General features: G+C 51.4%; 19 protein-coding genes. 2 read left to right on the top strand and 17 right to left on the bottom strand.

The features are described from left to right. The first annotated feature begins 72 nt into the window (after nt 1–72). The gene (locus tag LG323_RS07320) at nt 73–732 is read left to right on the top strand and encodes a vancomycin high temperature exclusion protein (RefSeq protein ID WP_404420047.1); all 660 of its coding nucleotides are present in this window, start codon (nt 73–75) and stop codon (nt 730–732) included. Here LG323_RS07320 and LG323_RS07315 read toward each other — a convergent pair. From LG323_RS07315 to hemB, 10 genes are all read right to left on the bottom strand, one after another. Continuing rightward, entirely contained in the window at nt 729–1163 is a 435-nt protein-coding gene (locus LG323_RS07315; RefSeq protein WP_404420046.1) for a hypothetical protein, read from the bottom strand. The genes LG323_RS07320 and LG323_RS07315 overlap by 4 nt on opposite strands. A gap of 107 nt (nt 1164–1270) precedes the next feature. After that, on the bottom strand, nt 1271–2641 hold the full coding sequence (locus tag LG323_RS07310; protein WP_404420045.1) for a KamA family radical SAM protein: 1371 nt from the start codon (nt 2639–2641) through the stop codon (nt 1271–1273). Nucleotides 2642–2822: 181 nt separating this feature from the next. Further along, complete coding sequence (locus tag LG323_RS07305; RefSeq protein WP_404420044.1) at nt 2823–3638, bottom strand: mechanosensitive ion channel family protein; 816 nt, start codon at nt 3636–3638, stop codon at nt 2823–2825. A 94-nt stretch (nt 3639–3732) separates the two neighbouring features. Continuing rightward, on the bottom strand, nt 3733–4047 hold the full coding sequence (locus tag LG323_RS07300) for a high-potential iron-sulfur protein (protein ID WP_404420043.1): 315 nt from the start codon (nt 4045–4047) through the stop codon (nt 3733–3735). Nucleotides 4048–4281: 234 nt separating this feature from the next. Continuing rightward, nucleotides 4282–4821 carry a DUF3087 family protein gene (locus tag LG323_RS07295; RefSeq protein ID WP_404420042.1) on the bottom strand — a complete coding sequence of 180 codons (540 nt, stop codon included), beginning with the start codon at nt 4819–4821 and terminating at the stop codon, nt 4282–4284. A 9-nt stretch (nt 4822–4830) separates the two neighbouring features. Beyond that, complete coding sequence (locus LG323_RS07290) at nt 4831–5889, bottom strand: 3-deoxy-7-phosphoheptulonate synthase (RefSeq protein WP_404420041.1); 1059 nt, start codon at nt 5887–5889, stop codon at nt 4831–4833. A 240-nt stretch (nt 5890–6129) separates the two neighbouring features. Then, nucleotides 6130–6423, bottom strand: coding sequence for a hypothetical protein (locus LG323_RS07285; RefSeq protein ID WP_404420040.1), 294 nt, complete (start codon nt 6421–6423; stop codon nt 6130–6132). Continuing rightward, nucleotides 6423–6749 carry a hypothetical protein gene (locus LG323_RS07280; protein ID WP_404420039.1) on the bottom strand — a complete coding sequence of 109 codons (327 nt, stop codon included), beginning with the start codon at nt 6747–6749 and terminating at the stop codon, nt 6423–6425. Before LG323_RS07280 ends, LG323_RS07285 begins: the two co-directional genes overlap by 1 nt. A gap of 51 nt (nt 6750–6800) precedes the next feature. Next, the gene (ppk1, locus tag LG323_RS07275; protein WP_404420038.1) at nt 6801–9026 is read right to left on the bottom strand and encodes a polyphosphate kinase 1; all 2226 of its coding nucleotides are present in this window, start codon (nt 9024–9026) and stop codon (nt 6801–6803) included. A 33-nt stretch (nt 9027–9059) separates the two neighbouring features. Then, nucleotides 9060–10025: a porphobilinogen synthase gene (gene hemB / locus LG323_RS07270; RefSeq protein ID WP_404420120.1), complete on the bottom strand. Its 966-nt coding sequence runs from the start codon at nt 10023–10025 to the stop codon at nt 9060–9062. A gap of 184 nt (nt 10026–10209) precedes the next feature. Here hemB and elbB point away from each other — a divergent pair, with 184 nt between their 5' ends. Continuing rightward, nucleotides 10210–10887 (top strand): isoprenoid biosynthesis glyoxalase ElbB, encoded by a 678-nt coding sequence (gene elbB, locus LG323_RS07265; RefSeq protein WP_404420037.1) that lies wholly within the window; start codon nt 10210–10212, stop codon nt 10885–10887. Between the two features lie 37 nt (nt 10888–10924). On the opposite strand, the gene LG323_RS07260 is transcribed toward elbB, so the two are convergent. From LG323_RS07260 to LG323_RS07230, 7 genes are all read right to left on the bottom strand, one after another. Further along, entirely contained in the window at nt 10925–12130 is a 1206-nt protein-coding gene (locus LG323_RS07260; RefSeq protein WP_404420036.1) for an HD-GYP domain-containing protein, read from the bottom strand. A gap of 28 nt (nt 12131–12158) precedes the next feature. Then, nucleotides 12159–12950 (bottom strand): MBL fold metallo-hydrolase, encoded by a 792-nt coding sequence (locus LG323_RS07255; RefSeq protein ID WP_310696895.1) that lies wholly within the window; start codon nt 12948–12950, stop codon nt 12159–12161. Nucleotides 12951–13024: 74 nt separating this feature from the next. Then, nucleotides 13025–13792 (bottom strand): MBL fold metallo-hydrolase, encoded by a 768-nt coding sequence (locus LG323_RS07250; protein ID WP_310696896.1) that lies wholly within the window; start codon nt 13790–13792, stop codon nt 13025–13027. Nucleotides 13793–13926: 134 nt separating this feature from the next. Then, nucleotides 13927–14718, bottom strand: a complete 792-nt coding sequence (gene tatC / locus LG323_RS07245) for a twin-arginine translocase subunit TatC (protein WP_404420035.1) — start codon at nt 14716–14718, stop codon at nt 13927–13929. After that, entirely contained in the window at nt 14715–15056 is a 342-nt protein-coding gene (gene tatB, locus LG323_RS07240) for a Sec-independent protein translocase protein TatB (RefSeq protein WP_310696898.1), read from the bottom strand. The genes tatC and tatB overlap by 4 nt, the downstream gene beginning before the upstream one ends. Nucleotides 15057–15068: 12 nt before the next feature. After that, complete coding sequence (tatA, locus tag LG323_RS07235; RefSeq protein ID WP_310696899.1) at nt 15069–15347, bottom strand: Sec-independent protein translocase subunit TatA; 279 nt, start codon at nt 15345–15347, stop codon at nt 15069–15071. A gap of 27 nt (nt 15348–15374) precedes the next feature. Beyond that, nucleotides 15375–15704, bottom strand: coding sequence for a phosphoribosyl-ATP diphosphatase (locus LG323_RS07230; protein ID WP_310696900.1), 330 nt, complete (start codon nt 15702–15704; stop codon nt 15375–15377). Nucleotides 15705–15752 lie beyond the last annotated feature (48 nt).

The following is a 15752-nucleotide window of genomic DNA, read 5'->3' as shown; positions in this document are numbered from 1 at the left end:
ACATCAAGACTTAGGCGAAAAAGACGGTTTCAGCTAAAATAGACTCTATTCAATGGCGGTTAATAGCTGGCTATGCGCAAGATTTTACGTAGAATCCTACATTGGTGGTGGCGCTTACTGGCACTGGGAGCTTTCAGTGTCACTCTGGCCCTGGGGCTGAATGCCTGGTTTATTGGTAAAACGGCGGATCGCATCCAGTTGCCTGAAGAAGGCTGCACCACCATGCCAGTTGCCATCCTGTTCGGCACCAGCCAATACCTGCGCTCAGGCCACCCCAACCCTCACTATTATGGCCGCATCAACCTGGCTGCACGCTTGTATCAGGAAAACCAGGCCGCTCATCTGCTGGTTTCAGGCGACAACCGCACCCGCTATTACAATGAACCCGGTCGCATGCAACAGGATCTGCTGGATCGTGGCATTCCCAAAACAGCCATGACCCTCGATCATGCCGGTTTCAGCACCTTTGATACCTTGAAAAGGGCCAAGGAAGTCTATGATATTGATCAGGCGATCCTGATCACTCAGGACTACCACCTGCCCAGAGCCATGTTCATTGCTGAATCCCTAGGCATGGAAGTCCAGGGCTGTATTGCCAAGGGCCCCAAATGGACGGCCATGAAAAGCATTCTGACCCGCGAGGTGGCGGCACGCCTGCGCACCCTGGGCGATCTCTATATCTGGAAGCGTGAACCGCGTTTTCTTGATGACCCCAAACCTCTGCAGGATTAATGCTGCAACCACACCTCGGTGGCTTCCAGGTGTTCTTTCAGTTCCTGCAGCAAAGCCTGAAGCTTGAGCGAAAACTCGTCGTGAGCCTCGGCAATCAACTCCTGATAAGCCCTCTGCAACTCCTGTTCGTGATCCTGCAGAAGATCCAGCGCCACGGTTTCGGGTTCTTGCCAGAGGCTTCGAAACTGTTCCAGCAGATGCGTCAGGCCCTCTATGTCCTGATCGGCCGTGCGGGGTCTGATACCCAGTTCTTCCACCGCCGCCCTGCGCAACTTATCTTGCAGTAATTGGCGCTGCTCCAGCATCTTGTCTAACTGAGCCCTGCGACTGGTTTCCGGCAGGCGATCCCGCATGTCCTGGTAAAGATCCAGGCTTTCATCAAGTAATTCCAGAAGCCCGTTGAAACTGGCCTGGGTCGCATTCAGCAACATCGGTTTGATCTCCACCCTTAAGAGTTAGTGCTTATCATACCAGTAGTCTGAACCCAAAAAACCCCGGCGACCAGCCAGGGTTCAGGATTAAATCAGCCAGGGTCGAATCAGGCTTTGAGAATCAGCGCCTGTTTGTCGGATTTCATTTGCGCAAATTCATCCTCATAGAAGAACTTTTCTTCCCCAAAAGCCGGTTTCAGATGATTCAACCAGGTGGCTTCTTCATCATATTGGGCAAAGAAAGGACGCTGAACCCAATCTGAACTACGGCCCTGGATAAAACGTAATACGAAAACCTTCTCACCCTGAATTTCCGTCACCCCCTGAATTTCCACCTTGCCGGGATCAGCCGACATGGAAGGGCCACGGGCAGTACGGCAGAGTCCGGGCACCTGCTTCATGGCTTCACGGTAGATTTCCCAGGTTTTCACCAAAGGCACTTCAAAGTAGTGACGCGCACCGGTATCCCTTTCGGCAAACATGTAGTAGGGAATCATGCCCTGCTGCACCTGCATTTTCCACATTTTTGCCCACTGGTCAGCATCATCATTGATATGCGCCAGCAAGGGTGCCTGGGTACGAATTTCGGCACCAGTCGCACGAATGCGGCGTACTGCTTCACGGCAAACCGGAGTGTCCATTTCCTGCCAGTGATTGAAATGCGCCATGAAGGCAATGTGCTTGCCTGCTGCCGTCAATTCACGGAAAAGTTGCAGGATTTCATGGGCATCATCATCCGTGACAAAACGGTAGGGCCAGAAGGTCAGGCTCTTGGAACCGATGCGGATATTCTGGATATGATCCAGTTCCGGCTTCATCAGGCCTTCCAGGTACATGCGCAGATGCTTGGCTTTCATGACCATAGGATCGCCGCCGGTCAGCAGAAGATCCGTGACTTCCTTGTGCTCAGCCAGATAGGCATGCAGGGATTCGGCTTCATTGGAGGAAAACTTCAGATCCTTGTCACCCACAAACTGGGCCCAGCGAAAGCAGAAAGTGCAGTAGCTATGGCAGACCTGGCCCTGACTGGGGAAGAAAAGCACGGTTTCCTGGTATTTATGCTGCATCCCCTGCAAGGGCTGACCATCCAGCAACGGCAGGTTGAGATCCATTTGCCCGGCAGGGTGAGGGTTAAGCTCTGAACGCACCCGCTCTACAGCTTCTTTCATTTCTGCTGCAGGGGTTTCAGCCGCCATGAGGCCAGCAATTTCTTCAAAATGCTCAGGCTTCAGCATGCCACGTTGTGGAAAGGTCAGCTGAAAAACCGGGTCTTCAGGCACATTATCCCAGTCAATCAGCTCATCAATCACATAGCTATTGACGCGAAAGGGCAGCACCTGGCTGACTACACGCATGTCAAAACGCAGGTCTTCAGGAAGGTTTTCCAGGGCTTCGATCTTGTCGAGCTGACGCTGGGTATAAACCTTGAAGGGGCGGGCCTCTATGGCCGGTGTGTCAAGCGTTACACGCTGGTTCATAGTCCGTCTCCTCTGGCGGCAAGCTGAAAATGCAGTTTTGATCTTAAATATTGAGGAGAACTTTTACAGAAGGACGCAAATTTTTGCAAGAAAATCGACAAAAAAAGTCAAAAACAAGCAAAAAAGGGTGCTTTTTGCAAAAAGATTTGCGTAAGCACCCTTGAGGGCAAAGAAGAACAAATCAGTGTTGGTAGTGATGCACATCCCGCTGTGGGAAGGGAATGGTGATGCCCTGCTCATCAAAGGCCAGCTTGACTCCCTCCATCAAATCCCACTGCAAATACCAGAAGTCATCAATAGTCGCCCAGACACGCAATGAAAAATTAACCGAGTTATCCCCGAAGTCGGTGATAATGACTCTTGGGGCCGGATCTTTCAGTGAACGCTCATCGTTATCGGCCAGTCCCAGCAAAATCTCTTTGACCTTGCGGATATCATCGTCATAACTCACTCCGACCTTGATATCCATACGACGGTGGGGTTCTGATGAATAATTCACCAGGTTGCTGTCCGTCAGAGAGCTGTTGGGAATCATAATCCGGCGGTTGTCCGGGGTGATCAGGTAGGTATGCAGCATCGTCAGTTTATCGACTGTGCCTCCGGTGCCTGCTCCTTCAACATAGTCACCTTTTTTGAAAGGACGCAAAGCCACCAACAGAAAACCTGAAGCCAGGTTCTGCAGGGAATCTTTCAATGCCAGAGCCACGGCCAGACCCATGGCACCCAGAGCAGCCAGCAGTGAAGTGGTATTAACCCCGAGCTGGCTCAACACCGCAATGAAAAGCATGGCCAGCAGCAAGGCATGAATGATCTGTCCCAGAAACAGAGCTGCAGACTCATCCATCCTTTTGCCCAGGCTTTTCACCACCAGGTTTTTGATGTATTTAACCAGCCACCAACCAAAAACCAACATGAGTAATGCAGGCCAGAGGTTATCAAAAAGACCCCAGAGCCGTTCCGTCAGAGCATTGGGTTCCTGCAGCAAAAAGTCCATCATCAAGATTCTCCAGTTATGTCGTTGTCATAACATTAAACCAGTTTCAGGCACAAAAAAACCCCGAGCCTGTCGGGGTTTTTTTACTTCTGAGCGCCTAGCCTTTTTTAACGTAAGACTGGCACCAGCCTTCTGGCTCAACTGAGTTCTGTGGGAACAGGGAGCAACCATTGTTGTCTGGCTTCCAGAACATGCAGTTATCACATTGCTGACCTTCCTGGTACTTGGCATGGTCAGAGGCATCAGCAGCATTCTTCACGTAGTTCAAAGCTTTTGCCTGGGGTGCATCTTCCTCCAGAGGAGGCAGGCTGGAGGCAAAAGCCTGTGAAGTCAGAGCACCCATGCCGAAAGGCAGAGCAGCCAAACCGAAAAGGCCCTTTTTCAGAAACGTACGACGGCTGTTTTGTGACATATTTACATCCTCATCATCTTTAGTTTTAGTATGCCAGTTGATTGCACCGCAAAGCGACTGGCGAAGCATTAACCTGAATCAAGTTAAAGGCTGTGTGACTGCCATTATCCCTCAGATGTTCCCGGCCTGTGGCAGGAATGTCCATCAAGAGTTGCGGTCTAAAGTCACACCCACCAATATAGCCTTTATTCTAGCAAAGAAAAACTCAATACAACCTGTACCCATCAGGCGACATTATTCTGGGATTTTCTTGTCACTCAGCTCTTTCAGCCATTGCGTATCAAAAAACTTCTGATTGAGGTCCAGGTTCATGGCCTGCATTCTTTCTTCGGTTGCTTTCTTTTCGGCCTTGATTTCCAGCGGGTTGGCTTCATTGCCATCCAGCCAGTGCATCTGTTCGACAGCCAGGTGATAAAAACGCAGCACCTGCAAGGCACATGGATCGCTATTTTCAGCCAGGGGCCTCAGGCGGTGCATGATATTGGTAATCCGCATCAGGTTCCGCTTCAAATGCCAACCATAGACGGCTTCACGCATAAAAGGCTGGTGACGCAAAGAGTATTTGACCCATAGATAAGTCAAAAACACAGCCAGCAATACGCCAAGAAGATTCCAGTAAAAATTGTTGCCACCCGGTGTCCCCAGCCAGGCAACCAAAAGGCTTGAACAGCCCATGCCCAGAACTGCAAAAATCAGGATGATGATGAAACTGCTTTTGCGGGTTTTGCGGCGATACTCGGCTGGATTGATTTCTTCCAGTTGAAACTGGCTCATGCTTTATCCTCAGGCTGATTCAGTGATGGCAGTTGCCAGTTTAACCTCTTTGGCCAGACTCAGCAGCGCCTGACAGCTTGTTGTCCAATCCAGACAGGGATCCGTCATGGATTGGCCATAACAACCCTCTTGCGGTTGCAGGGGTTGATTACCGGCTGCAATAAAGCTTTCCAGCATCACCCCCAACAGCGGACTGCCTTGGTGTAGCTGCCGTCCCAGATCCTGCAAAACCTCAACCTGGCGTTCGGCCACTTTGCCACAATTGGCGTGGCTGGCATCCACCAGAACCCGAGGATTCAGACCCGCCTGCGCCAGCTGCTGGCTGGCTTGCACAAGTGAGGCACGATCATAGTTGGGGCCGGTTTTACCCCCACGCATCACCAGGTGACCCTGTGAATTGCCGGGGCTCTGCTCCTGAACCAGGCGGCCCTGGGCATTGATGGCGGTAATACTTTGTGGCTGAGCCGCTGCTTTAATGGCATTGATGGCCACTTCCACGCCACCATCCGTGGCATTTTTAAAGCCCAGCACTCCAGGCAACCGGCTGGCCATCTCCCGGTGAGTCTGGGATTCTGTGGTTCTTGCTCCCAGAGCATACCAGCTAACCAGATCATCAAAGTAGCCAGCCAGCTGTGGATTAAGAGCTTCCGTGGCGATGGGCAGCCCCAGTTCGGCGACATCCAGCATCAACCGGCGGCTGGCTTGCAAACCGGTATTGATGTCTGTTTGCCCATTGCGTTGGGGATCATTGACCATACCTTTCCAGCCCAGGCAGGTACGGGGCTTTTCAATGTAAACCCGCATCACCAGCAGCAGTTCATCTTCAACCTGGCTCTGCAGCTCCTTCAGTCTACGCGCATAATCCAGGGTGGCTTCCTGGTCATGCACCGAACAGGGACCAACGATGACCAGCAAACGCGAGTCGTCGCCTGCAAGCAGTTGGCGCAGGGCATGACGCTGGTTGTCGATTTGACGGACAAGCGGCCCGGAAAGGGGGAACTCTTCTTTTAGCTGCTGTTCGCTAATCAGGGGGGTGGCTGCAGCAGCCTGCTCAGTACCAGTTTTCATAAATCAATCCTTATCTCTAGCTTTGCTTGCTTTCAGGCAATAAAAAAACCCCGGTGGGCTGCACCGGGGTTTTAAACTGTTTTGCCTGGGCAGCCACGAGGCGCCCGAAACACTTTATTTCAGACGCAAGTAATGGAACTAAACCAATAGCCGTTAGCTAAAAAACGAGTTTCAAGGTTTGCTTGCATCAGGTGTCTCCAGTTCATTTAATCAGCAGTCAAACACAAAAAGCCGAGAACCTCAAGCTTTAACCCTGACTTCTTCAATCACCAAGGCTTTGTGATAGATGGGCACGTGTTGACTTTCAAAGTGTTTTTCCAGCTCGGCCGCCACCCGATCACTCAGGCGTATCCTGGCAACCTCAGGATTATCCGTGAAGAGATCCTGCCAGATTTTCTCCAGAAACTCCGGTTCCTCATCCTCAAAAAAGAAGGCCAGAGCCTCGCCGGTCACCTTCTCACCCGCTATGATCAGCTTCTTGGCAGCATTAATAATGGCCCGGACTTTTTTGTTCCATTCGCGTTCTGAAGTCATCAGTGTCTGGTTTGTCCTTTGCTGTCCAGTTTCTTTTGTTCCATCATCAAGGCAGTCACATATTCAGCGCGGGTCGAGGCATTGACCGGTTTATCCTTGTCCTGGCACCAGGCAATCAGCGCCTCAATATCCACGTCCACTTTTTCAATCAGAATACCGCGGGTGGCAAAAACCTCGATCATTTCCAGGCTTTTTTCCTGCCATTCTTCCCAGGTTGTTTCCAGACGATCACTGTCTTCAGCCACTTCCAGAAGACGGTTCCACTGTTCGGGGCGAACCCAGCAGAGTCCGGCAATTTGTGTTTTTGTATTTGCGGCCTGAGTCATTATCTCTCCTGTATAAGGGTTATTGCTATGCTGACCAGCTTAACACAAGCCTCAGGTCACCTTCTCGGCATAGGCATCCAGAAGAGTCTCCTGGGCGCTGACTTCATCCTTGCCCTTGCCCGGTGAGTTCAACTGATAATTGCCATCACTCTGCAGCTCCCAGCTCTGGCAGTTATCCAGCAGATAGGTCTCCAGATCCTTGCGCACCCTTAACGCCAGTTTGTTGTCCAGCAGCGGGAAGCAGGTTTCCACACGGTGAAACATGTTGCGTTCCATGAAATCGGCACTGGCGCAGTAGGTTTCTTCCTTGCCGTTATTGTAGAAACTAAAGATGCGGGTGTGCTCAAGAAATCGACCAATAATTGATCTGACCCGGATATTTTCGGAAACTTCGGGGATACCGGGTTTCAGACAGCAGATGCCACGCACGATCATATCCACCTTCACCCCCGCCTGACTGGCTTTATACAAAGCCTTGATCAGCTTGGGTTCAGTGACTGAGTTGGTTTTGATGATAATACGGGCTTTTTTTCCAGTCGCAGCCTGCTCAGCTTCACGTTCGATCATTTCCACCAGGCGCTTGTGCAGGGTAAAGGGAGCATGCAGGAGCTTATGCATATTGAGCACCTGCCCCATCCCACAGAGCTGCAGGAACACCCGATGCACATCTTCACAAAGCTCCGGGTTGGCCGTCAGCAGCCCATAGTCGGTATAAAGCCGGGCCGTCTTGGCATGGTAGTTTCCGGTGCCCAGGTGGGCATAATGATGCAACTGGCCATTTTCCCTGCGCAGCAGGTGCATCATCTTGGCGTGGGTTTTATAGGCCACCACTCCATAGATGACGATGGCACCGGCTTCCTGCAGGCGACTGGCCAGAGTCAGGTTGTCCGCCTCATCAAAGCGTGCCCGCAGCTCAATCACCACCGTCACTTCCTTACCGTTTCGGGCGGCTTCCACCAGGGCGTTGACGATATTGGAATCCGGGCCGGTGCGATACAGGGTTTGCTTGATGGATACCACATCCGGGTCACTGGCGGCTTCACGCAGCAAATCCTCAACCGGGGAGAAACTTTCAAAGGGGTGATGCAGTAAAATATCCCCCTGACGAATGGCATGGAAAATTGACCCCTCGTCTTTGCGCAACAGGCGCGGCAAACCGGCGGTGAAGGGCGAATACTCCAGATCAGGGCGATTAACCTGCCCCATCAGGGCCATCAGGCGGTTCAGGTTGACCGGGCCATTGACCCGATAGAGTTCTTCTTCACCCAACCCGAATTGCTTCAAGAGGAAGTTCACCAGTTCATCCGGGCAGTTGTCCGCCACTTCCAGGCGTACGGCATCCCCGTAACGCCGTGACAACAGCTCCCCTCGCAAGGCACTGGCCAGGTCGGAAACCTCCTCCGAATCCACCGTCAAATCCGCATTACGCGTCAGGCGGAATTGATAACAGCCCCGGATCTTCATGCCTGGAAACAGCAGGTCGGCATGGGCATGAATCATGGAAGACAGGAAAACAAAGTTATCGCCTTCTTCACAGAGTTCATCCGGGATACGAATCAGGCGAGACAAGGAACGTGGCGCAGGAAGAATAGCCATGCCCCCTTCGCGGCCAAAGGCATCCTTACCTTCAAGGGAAACAATAAAATTCAGGCTTTTGTTCACCAGGCGCGGGAAGGGATGCGACGGATCCAGGCCGATGGGGCTGATCACCGGCAGTATTTCTTCCTTGAAGAAGTCTTCCACCCATTTTTCCTGGGCCCGGGTCCATTGGTCACGACGAATAAAACGTATTTTCTGTTCTTCCAGAGCAGGAAACAGCATTTCATTGAGTATCTTATACTGACGCTCAACCTGCTCATGGCAGATGCGGGAGACCTCTTTCAGCACTTCCGTCGGCCGCATGCCATCAACACCGGACTTTTCCCGATCCAGAGCCACCTGGCGCCTTAAGCCGGCAACGCGTATTTCAAAAAACTCATCAAGGTTGCTGGAAAAAATCAGTAAAAACAGCAAACGATTCAGCAAGGGATGACTGACATCCAGCGATTGCTCCAAAACCCGGATGTTGAACTGCAGATGCGAAAGCTCCCGGTTAAAGTAGAGCTCCGGGTTGTCCAGATCCACACTGTCATCGGTTTTGCGCCGTCGTACCCCGCTTTTGCTTTGGTTGATCCGCAGTATCGCCCGAGGCGAAGTACCTGAACCCAGTCCGGAGTCCTGCTCATCTGTTTTGGTGGCATCTGTTTTGGGGGTTTGTCTGGAAGTGCTTTCTGTCATAACCGAGATCCTTGCTGTTCAGCAGAAGTTGTATCAAGTGTTCAGTAACTGCGCTGCCCGCTTGCCAAAATAAGTCAGAATACCATCACTGCCAGCACGCTTGATGCTCAAAAGAGCTTCCATCATGGCCGCCTCGGTCAGCCAGCCCTTTTCAATGGCAGCCAGGTGCATGGCATATTCACCACTGACCTGATAGACAAAGGTCGGCACTCCCAACTCTTTTTTCACGCGCTGAACAATATCCAGGTAGGGCATGCCCGGTTTGACCATCACCATATCCGCACCCTCGGCCAGATCCATCGCCACTTCGTGCAAAGCCTCATCAGAATTGGCTGGATCCATCTGATAGCTGGCCTTGTTGGCCTTGCCCAGATTGGCAGCGGAACCCACAGCATCCCGGAAAGGGCCGTAGTAGGCCGAAGCATACTTGGCTGCGTAGGACAAAATGCGTGTATTGAACAACTGCCCCTGCTCCAGCTCTGTACGGATGGCACCGATGCGTCCATCCATCATATCCGAAGGAGCCAGAATATCGGCACCAGCCTGAGCATGCGACAGGGCCTGCTTTACCAGGGTTTCCACGGTGCGATCATTCAGCACATAACCCTGATCATCAAGGATGCCATCCTGACCGTGAGAGGTATAAGGGTCCAAAGCTACATCGGTCATGATGCCCAGCTCTGGAACCGCCTCCTTGAGTGCTCTGATGCTACGCTGCACCAAGCCGTCAGCATTGTAGGCCTCTTCAGCCAGATCCGTTTTGCCTTTGGCGTCAATCACCGGAAAGAGTGCTATTGCCGGTATTCCCAGAGCAGCCAGCTCTTTGGCTTCCTTGATCAGCAGATCCAGGCTCAAACGCTCCACACCGGGCATGGAAGGCACGGGCTCTTTGGCGTTGTCGCCTTCCTGAACAAACAAGGGAACCATCAGGTCATTCACCGTCAGAGTGGTTTCCTGCATCAGGCGACGGGAAAAATCATCGGCACGCATACGACGCATCCGGGTGGCTGGAAACTGGCGATTACTTGGAAGCACAAAAATGTCCTCTTAAACTTTGTGAATTCTTGCAGTATATCAGTACCCGACTGTTTATGAAGCCTCCCAGGAAGGTGGGTGGCTTGCCAGTCTTCTATCCTGCAACTAGAGTTGGAGTTAACCGGTTTAACGCAACAAGGAGATGACAATGCAAAAGAAAATCGCTGTGATTCTGTCAGGCTGTGGCTTTCAGGATGGTGCTGAAATTTACGAAAGCGTCCTTACCCTGCTGCGCCTGGATGAGAAAAAAAATGTCAGCTACCAGTGCCTGGCACCGGATATTCCACAAATGCACGTCATCAATCATGCCACAGGTGATGAAACCGCAGACAGCCAGCCTCAGGGCTCTGCATCGCGCAGTGTCCTGGCTGAATCCGCACGTGTGGCTCGCGGCGAGATTCAGGATCTGGCAAACGCCAATCCTGACGACTTTGATGCCGTTATTCTTCCGGGCGGCTTCGGGGTGGCCAAAAACCTTTCAACCTTTGCCACCCAGGGTGCTGACTGTGAGGTCAATCAACAGGTTCAGCAGTTCGTGCAAGCCTTTCACAAAGCAGGCAAACCCATCGGGCTGATGTGCATTGCACCGGCCCTGACCGCCAAACTGGTCGCCCCTGGTGCCTTGTGTACGATTGGCAATGATCCGGGTATTGAAGGCGCACTGGTCAACATGGGGGCTTTGCACAAAACCTGCCCGGTGGATGAGATCGTGGTGGATAACAACAACAAGCTGGTGACCACTCCTGCCTACTTGCTGGCAACCCGACTAACCGAAGCCCAGGCGGGGATTTTCAAACTGGTGGACAAGGTTCTGGAAATGGCCTGATTCCGCCGGATCACCCTGCCAGAAGGCAGGGTGATTTTCAGATCAGATCGGTGATACCTGACAAATCAGGCTTGTTGCTCATGCGAATGGCATCGATCCCCCACAAGGTGGCCGGGTTGATTTTGATGCGTTCATTAACATTGCAGGCACTTTTGATTGCAAAGTTCTGCGAGGCCGTGTTGCGGCGTCGAGGTGACAAAAACAGATCCCCGCTGGGTTTTTTGACACTGGCCACCAGAGGCGACTTGGGATCGGGAGTGCGCCCGACCACCACAGCCAGCTCACCATTACTCAGCCTGACATAAACTCCGGGTGGATAAAGCCCCAGCTCATTCAGAAACAGCAGGGTCAGCTTGGAATCAAACTTGCTGCCTCTCTGGGTAAAGATATTCTTCAAGGAATCCTTGTGCTTGATGGGGTTGCGGTAAGGGCGGGGTGTCACCATGGCTGTGTAGACATCAGCCAAAGCCAGAACCCTGGCTTCGCGACGAATGTCGTCATCTTTCAGCCCCCGCGGATAACCCGTACCATCCAGCTTCTCATGATGCTGAGCCACCAGCTCCAGCCAGAGCACATCATCCACACCCACAGCCTCCAGTTTCTGGCGACTCTGCTCAGGGTGTTTTTCAATCACCGCACGCTGCTGATCGTTAAGGGGCTGCTTTTGCTGGTGCAGACGTTGCTGGTAAGGGTTCATGGCCAGATTACAGGTCAGGGCTGCAGCCAGTACCGACAGCCGCACCTCCTGTTCGACCTGCAGACGCTCCATAATCAGCTCGGAAAGAACTGCAATCTGCATAGGATGATGTACATGGTAGGGAAACTGATCAGCCAGGTGTACAGCCCCCAGCAGAGCATCGGCATCGTATTCCGTCAGACCCTGAATGTGGGTGGCTATGTCGTAAACGCGCTTTTTAACCACGCCGGGATTGGGCACCTTGTCCTTATCCATCAGTTGGAAAACTTCCTCCAACTTCAGACACAGTTCATCAAATTCAGCAAAAGGATTCACCTTGCGGCGGAAACGCACCGGCTGAGGAATCAAGCTTTCGGGATCCGGCTTGATTTCCCGGGCAAAAAGCCCGACTCGTGTCAGAACCTCCTTTTGCCGATCTGATTTCAGAATGGCACCCTTGGCCATCAGCAATTTGCCGAACTCATCATAGATCGGCCAGGGCACCGGCTGATCAATTTTCAGCAATTCAGGAGTTATCCGGGACAACTCAAAATCACGCAACAACATAAGCTAATCCTTGCAGTTGGTCTGCAACCTAAACAGGCTGACCAGAGTAAATCGCCTGTAAATGATCACCACCACATTCTAGAGCCTCAAACCAGGACAAAAAGTTCTCAACCTGCTCACCCTGAAACATGGCACCATGCTGGGGCACTATCATTTTAACGGGGGTGGACAGATTGCGAATCTGCTTCACCCAGTGCTGACACACCGCATTTGAGTGCATATAGCGTTTGTGAAAAGGTTCAATAAAAGCTTTATGCTCTTCAAAATCATCAACATAAACCTTCCGTTTCCCCGGCGGAAAAATAGAAGCTCCAATATCACCGGAGAAAAGAATCCCCGAGCGTTCATCAAAGATGCTGAAGTTGCCTTCACTGTGCAAAAAGTGCGCAGGCAAAAGCAGCAAATGATCCCCTGACGGCAATCTCAATTTGGCGCCCTTGTCTGGCAGAGGAACCACTCGCTCCGGCTCATCCATGCCAAAATGCGACACAAAGTGCAACCACAAACGCGAGATCAGCAGCTTGGCATCGGTTGCCTTCATCCAGTAGGGTGCTGAGGAACAGACATCCGGGTCCTGATGAGTGGCAATCAGCGTATTAATCTGGCGCGGGTGCAAATAACGGGTGACCTGCTCCAGTACCTGGTGGAAGACATAGGTTCCACCGGGGTCAAACAGGTAGCCCTGTCCACCGTTGATGATCAGGCATTGGTTGGTTTGCACGAAAGAATTGGACCCCTCCTCTTCTTCCCAGCCAAACCAGACGAACTCATGCTCGTCATCCTCATACAGCAGGCAACTATCTTCCAGGTTTCTAGTCATCGTAGCAGGCTCCTGATCCTTGTTGGTTATCTTGCTACTGTAGGTTATTTACAACCCATTAAAACTGAGCCAGCTCAAAATCCGTAGTATTCGTCGAGCAGATCAGTACCGCATTCCAGATTTTCCAGCCAGTCCAGAAAGGCAGGGATATGCTCCTTGCCAATAATGGCACCATGCTGAGGAACAATCATTTCCAGAGGGTACTGGCGAATCATGGCAACCCATTTGCGTAGGGCTGTATTGTTGCCCATATAGCGTTTATGGAATCCTTCGGTATAAGGGAGATGTTCTTCCCAGTTTTCCACCATCAAATAGCGTTTCCCACGCGGAAAAACAGCAGCACCGATATCACCGGAAAAGAGGATTTTCGAGCGACTGTCATAAAAACAGAAGTTACCTTCACTGTGTAAAAAGTGGGCAGGCAACATCACTATCTCGCCTCCGCTGGGCAGCTTGATCATCTTGCCCCGATCTTCAATGGCTACCAGGCGGCTGTTGTCACTGAAGCCAAAATGGGAAACAAAACGTATCCACAGGCGGGAGACCAGCAGGCGGGCATTGGTGGCTTTCAACCAGAGAGTCACCGACGAAAGAACATCCGGGTCCTGGTGGGTGGCTAGCAGATAGCGGATCTGTTCCAGAGGTATGTACTTGTTCACTTCGGCTGCCACTTCCGAAAAAATGAAAGCCCCGCCCGGATCAAACAGATAGCCTTGATCCTGGTTAATCACCAGCACCTGGTTGGACTGCACCAGACTTTCTTCCGTGTCAGGATCCTCCCAGCCGAACCAGATGTACTGGTGTTCATCGTCTTCATACAAGACTTTACTGCTTTCTACCATCTCAGGCTCCATTTGCTGATCATTATTTCCTCAGAGATTCATATATATCAATAAAACTTCCAGCCCACAATTGATATAAAACAATAAACCCGGCCATAAGCCGGGTTTATTGTTTGTTAATGTAAATATTTATTTCATTCTTCTTCTTTTCTACGGGGAAGTAAGCGCGAAATCAATATACCCAATTCAAACAACAACCACATAGGCACGGCCAATAGGGTTTGAGAAAAGATATCCGGCGGCGTAAGTAACATGCCTGTTACAAAACAACCTAAAATAACATACATTCTTTTTGCAGCCAGTTTATCAACACTGGTCACACCGGCCAGAACCATTAATACCGTCGCCACAGGAATTTCAAAAGCCAGCCCAAACGCAAAAAAGAGTTTGAGGACAAAGTTCAAATAGGCATTAATATCCGTCATCACAGCCACCCCTTCGGGTGCCGCCGTGGTGAAGAAGGCGAACAGCAGCGGGAAAACGGCATAGTAGGCAAACGCCATACCGGCATAAAAAAGCAGAATACTGGAAGCAACAATCGGAAAAGCCAGCTTTTTCTCATGCTCATACAGGCCGGGCGCAATAAAACCCCAGACCTGCAGAAGTATAAAAGGCATGGCAATCACAACGGCTGCGAACAAGGTCAACTTGAAAGGCGCTAAAAAAGGTGAGGCCACCTCGGTAGCGATCATCTGAGTGCCTTCAGGCATCAAAAGCCGCAAGGGTTCGGAAATAAACAGATAAATATCGTTGGCAAAAAAGAACAAGCCAAGAAAGATGGCCAGCACCACCAGCAGCATTTTAATAATGCGATCCCTCAGCTCAACCAGATGCTCGACCAGCGGAGCGTGGCCTGGTGTTGTGCTGGTGGTCTCCGAAGTGTCCGTAGCCTCTGCAGCAGCCGAATCCTGTTCTTCCTGGGTCATGAGGACTTGTCCTCCTGTTTGGAATCAGCCGCCTCGGACGGGGCTTTCGTGTCTTTCTGGGACTGGGGTGAGTCCTTTACCTGCATGTCTTTTTCCAGTTCCTTTTCAGCATCCAGAATGCCGGACTTCACTTTTTTTTCATGCTCAGACAGGCGTTGGCGCATTTCTTCAAGCTGCAACTGCTCATTCACTTCCTGCTGAATGCCACTCACAGCCTTGCGAATGCGGCCTATATACAAACCCACAGTCCGCACCGCCTGGGGAAGACGCTGCGGGCCGAGTACCAGCAATCCGACGATGGCCAGCAGTAAAAGCTCAAAAAAGCCGATATCGAACATAGTCTGTAGCGCTTATTTGCGCTCCTTCTCCTGTTCATTAACGGATTCCGCTTTCACATCGATGACTTCTTCATCGGAAGCATTCTTTTGCAGTTTGTCGTCCTCTTTATCCTTCTTGTTTTTCAGGTCTTCTTCCATATCTTTTTCACCATCTTTCATGGCGGATTTGAAGCCCTTGACTGCACCTCCCAGGTCACCGCCCAGATTACGCAGTTTCTTGGTTCCAAAAATCAGAATGATAATGCCCAGTACAATCAGTAGTTGCCAGATGCTAATGCCACCAAAGCCCATGTTCTTCTCCTGCTTTATCGTTGTCAGTTACTTGTTGCGGCTGGCTTTTTCTTCCAGGCCGGAAATACCCATACGTCTTGCCAGCTCATCCAGAACTTCCTGATGGCTGATTCCCAGATGCGATAACATAACCAGAGAATGAAACCAAAGATCCGCTGTTTCTGCAATCACCTCTTGGTGGTCACCCGTTTGCTGGGCATCCTTGGCGGCCAACAGGGTTTCTGTTGCTTCTTCGCCCACCTTCTCCAGTATCTTGTTCAGTCCCTTGCCATGCAGCTGGGCCACATAGGAGGTCTCCGGTGCGGCCTCACGCCTTTCATCCAGAATTTTTTCCAACTGTTGAAGAATATCACTCATACGCTCATCAAGCCTTGGCAATCATCATAAAAAGGCTGCCTAGCATAG

This window comes from Marinospirillum sp. (assembly GCF_044810985.1).
GTDB lineage: Bacteria > Pseudomonadota > Gammaproteobacteria > Pseudomonadales > Halomonadaceae > Marinospirillum.
The sequence above is the reverse complement of the archived record's forward strand: the minus strand, read 5'-3'. Positions and strand labels throughout refer to the sequence as shown.